General features: G+C 27.5%; 2 protein-coding genes. Both read left to right on the top strand.

What is annotated here, in order from left to right:
* Nucleotides 1–205: 205 nt before the first annotated feature.
* Complete coding sequence (locus tag AB1Z17_RS01880; protein ID WP_368050094.1) at nt 206–3,376, top strand: UvrD-helicase domain-containing protein; 3,171 nt, start codon at nt 206–208, stop codon at nt 3,374–3,376.
* Nucleotides 3,377–3,407: 31 nt separating this feature from the next.
* The coding region (locus tag AB1Z17_RS01875) for an aminotransferase class I/II-fold pyridoxal phosphate-dependent enzyme (RefSeq protein WP_368050093.1) at nt 3,408–4,078 on the top strand (671 nt) is incomplete at its 3' end.

The raw sequence follows: 4,078 nt of genomic DNA, 5'->3' as shown, positions 1-4,078 counted from the left end.
TTAATGCACAAGCAGGTTATAAATACAATTCTCCAGATTTTCAACTAATACCGCACATGTTTTATTCTTTTAGTGTAGTAATGAAATTAAACGCACAAAGAAGGTTTAAGTGGAATGCAAGAAAAAGATTTAATTGGCGAAATGGTAAGTAACTTTGCTGCTAAAACTTTTTTAAATTGTTAACTTGCGTTTATAATTGTTATAAATGCAACAGTCAAAAAATTTCCAAATATATAGCGCTTCTGCTGGAAGTGGAAAAACCTTTACGCTTGTAAAAGAGTATTTAAAAATTCTTTTAACAAGTGAAAATCCTTTTAAATTTCAACAAATTTTAGCCGTTACTTTTACCAACAAAGCTGCTGGTGAAATGAAAGAACGTGTTATTCAAAATTTAAAAACATTTTCAAATTTTGAAAAAAATAATATGCTATCTATAATTTGTGAGGAAACAAATTTGGTTGAAGATGATTTATTTAGAAAATCAAAAATAATATTAAACGCTATTTTACAAAACTACGGAGCGTTTAATATTACTACAATAGATAGTTTTACGCATAAAATAATTAGAACTTTTGCCCACGATTTAAAACTTCCAATGAATTTTGATGTGGAAATGGATGCCGAAAGTTTATTAAATGAAGCTGTTGATATTGTAATTTCTAAAATTGGGGAAAATAAAGAACTTACAAAGTTGCTTGTAAATTATGCCATTCAAAAATTAGATGAGGATAAATCTTGGGATATTGCACTAGAATTAAAAGATTTTGCAAAAATTATTTTGAATGAAAATCATACCAGTCATTTAAAAGCTTTAAACACTATTTCAATTGAAGAATTTGAACAACTAAAAAACAAACTTCAAGCAGTAAATAAAAAAATTGAGAAAGAATTTGAAGAAATTGGTTCAAAAGCTCTCGCAATTATTAAAGAAAATGGATTGGAAATTAATGAGTTTGGTTATTCAGGAGAATTTCCAAAGCATTTTATAAAACTTCAAAAATTTAGACAGCAAAAGCCAGATAGCATAAAATTTGATGGTAGATTAAATAAAACCATTGAAGAAAATAAAAATTTATACGCAGCAAAAACTGCTGCTGCTTCAAAAGACTTAATTGATAGTATAAAATCGCAATTAATTGAGCTTTATGATACTTCAAAACAACTATTTAAAGCTTCTTACGGAACTTATATTTTAAATAGTATTTTGGTAGAAAGTTTAATTCCTTTAGCTGTTTTAAATTATATAAACACGGCGCTTCAAGAAATTAAACAAGAAAACAACATACTGTTAAATGCAGAATTTAATCAGTTAATTAGCGATACAATTAAAGATGAACCAGCTCCTTTTATTTACGAAAGATTAGGAGAAAAATTTCGTTATTATTTTCTTGATGAAATGCAAGATACTTCTAACTTACAATGGAAAAATTTAATTCCATTAATTGAAAATGCACTAACCTCTGAAGACGAATTGGGTGAAACAGGACAATTATTATTAGTTGGCGACGCCAAACAGTCTATTTACAGATGGCGTGGCGGAAATCCAGAACAGTTTATTGCACTTTCTTTAGAAGAAGGACACACAAAAAATAATCCGTTTTATGTAGAAAAAAAGCTGTCTAATTTAGATACAAATTTCAGAAGTTATTCAGAAATAATTGAGTTTAATAATGGGTTTTTTAAATTTATTTCTCAGTTTTTAGCCAACAAAAAATATAGCAATTTATATGTTGAAGGAAATTCACAAAAAATAACAGATAATATTGGAGGTTTTGTACAACTATCTTTTATAGAAAAAGGTAAAGATGATGAGGAAAAGGATTTGGTGTATCCTAAAAAAGTATTAGAAATTATTCAAAATTTAGATACTTCTTTTCAAAAAAGTGAAGTGTGCGTTTTGGTTAGAACAAAAGCACAAGGAATAGCAATTGCAAATTATTTATCGGAGAATAATATTGAAATAATTTCTTCGGAAACGTTGTTGCTAAAAAATAACGAAAAGGTAAATTTCATTATCAGTATTTTAAATATAATTAACAATCCTGTAAATAAAGAATACAAAGCTAAAATGCTCTATTTTTTATACAATCATTTACAATTAAATACTCCAAAACATCAATTTTTAATTAGTTTTATAGATTTAACAACTACCGAATTTTTTAATCGACTAAAGGAATTTAATCTCTTTTTTAGCTATCAAGAATATTTACAAACTCCGTTTTACGAAAGTTTTGAATATATAATTAGAAGTTTTAATTTAATTTCAGAATCGGATTCAGATATTCAATTTTTCTTAGATTTTGTTTTTGAATACCAGCAAAAAAAGCAACCTTCAATAGATGATTTTTTAGATCTTTGGGAATTAAAAAAAGATAAATTAAGTATTGTTGCGCCCGAAGCTGAAAATGCTGTAAGAATAATGACAATTCATAAAGCAAAAGGATTGGAATTTCCTATAGTAATTTATCCGTACGATATTGATATTTACAATCAAATTAAACCAAAAGTTTGGTATAAACAACCGAAAATAAGCGCAATAGACTCCTTTTTAGTAAATTACAGTTCGAAATTAAATTATGTTGGTGAGCAAGGAGAACAGTTGTTTCAAGAGCGCAAAGAGGCTTTAGAATTAGATAATTTTAATATTTTATATGTTGCCTTAACAAGGGCTGTAGAACAGTTGCATATAGTTTCAGAAAATAGAAACGCCACAAAAAATGAAAGCGAAATAAGATATACTTCTAGTTTATTTATTAATTATTTAAAACAACAAAGTTTATGGAATCCTGAAGTTTTAGATTATACTTTTGGCAATCCAAAACGAGTGGTAATTCCTTCAAAAGAAAATAGCAACACAACTACGCAAACAGCTTTTATTTCAAATTCTTGGAAAAATCATAATATATCTATTGTTGCAAATTCTTCGTTATTATGGGATACAGAACAAGGAAAAGCAATTGGTTATGGAAATTTAATCCACGAAATTTTATCAAAAATAAAAACCAAAAACGATATTAATGAAGTTGTAAAGCGATATGTTTTTAATGGTTCAATCTCTAAAAACGAACAGAATGAAATTCAAAAAACATTAATTTCTGTTATAAATCATCCTCAATTAAAAGCTTATTTTGAACAAAATAACGAGGTTTATAATGAACAGGAAATTATTACAGCCGATAAAAAAAGTATCATTCCAGATAGGTTGGTTATCAATAATAATAGAGCTACAATTATAGATTATAAAACTGGAAACCCCGATAAAAAACACCAGGAGCAACTTTTAAAATACGCAAAAACATTAGAAAATCTAAATTATACCATTGCCAAAAAAATAGTTGTATATATTAATACCGAAATTATTATTGAAGAAGTTTAAAAAATTATAGCTTTGTAAAAAGAAAACAATTATGTACGGTAAAATAGAACAACATTTACAAAAAGAGCTACAAGAGATTAAAGAAGCAGGTTTGTACAAATCTGAACGCATTATAACATCTTCACAAGATGCAGTTATAAAATTGAATACAGGAAAAGAAGTTATAAATTTTTGTGCAAATAATTATTTAGGATTGTCTAATAACCCTAAAGTTATTCAAGCGGCAAAGGACACATTAGATTCACATGGTTTTGGAATGTCATCAGTTCGTTTTATTTGCGGAACACAAGATATTCATAAAGAATTAGAACAAACTATTTCAAACTTCTATCAAACAGAAGACACAATTTTATATGCAGCTGCTTTTGATGCAAATGGAGGGGTTTTTGAACCTTTACTTTCTCAAGAAGATGCCATAATTTCGGATTCTTTAAACCACGCTTCAATAATAGATGGAGTTCGTTTGTGTAAAGCAGCAAGATACAGATATCAAAATAATGATATGGCTGATTTAGAAGAACAATTAATTGAAGCAAACAAACAAAACCACCGATTTAAAATTATAGTTACTGATGGTGTTTTTTCTATGGATGGTGTTGTTGCAAGTTTAGATAAAATATGTGATTTAGCCGATAAATATGATGCACTTGTAATGGTAGATGAATGTCATGCCACTGGTTTTATTGGAAAAACTGGAAGAGG

Source organism: Lutibacter sp. (assembly GCF_040883305.1).
Lineage (GTDB): Bacteria > Bacteroidota > Bacteroidia > Flavobacteriales > Flavobacteriaceae > Lutibacter.
This window is presented reverse-complemented; position numbering and strand designations above follow the sequence as displayed.

Excerpts from the sequence above, each read along its gene's own strand:
- AB1Z17_RS01880 (WP_368050094.1), top strand. The coding sequence starts at position 206 with ATGCAACAGTCAAAAAATTTCCAAATATATAGCGCTTCTGCTGGAAGT.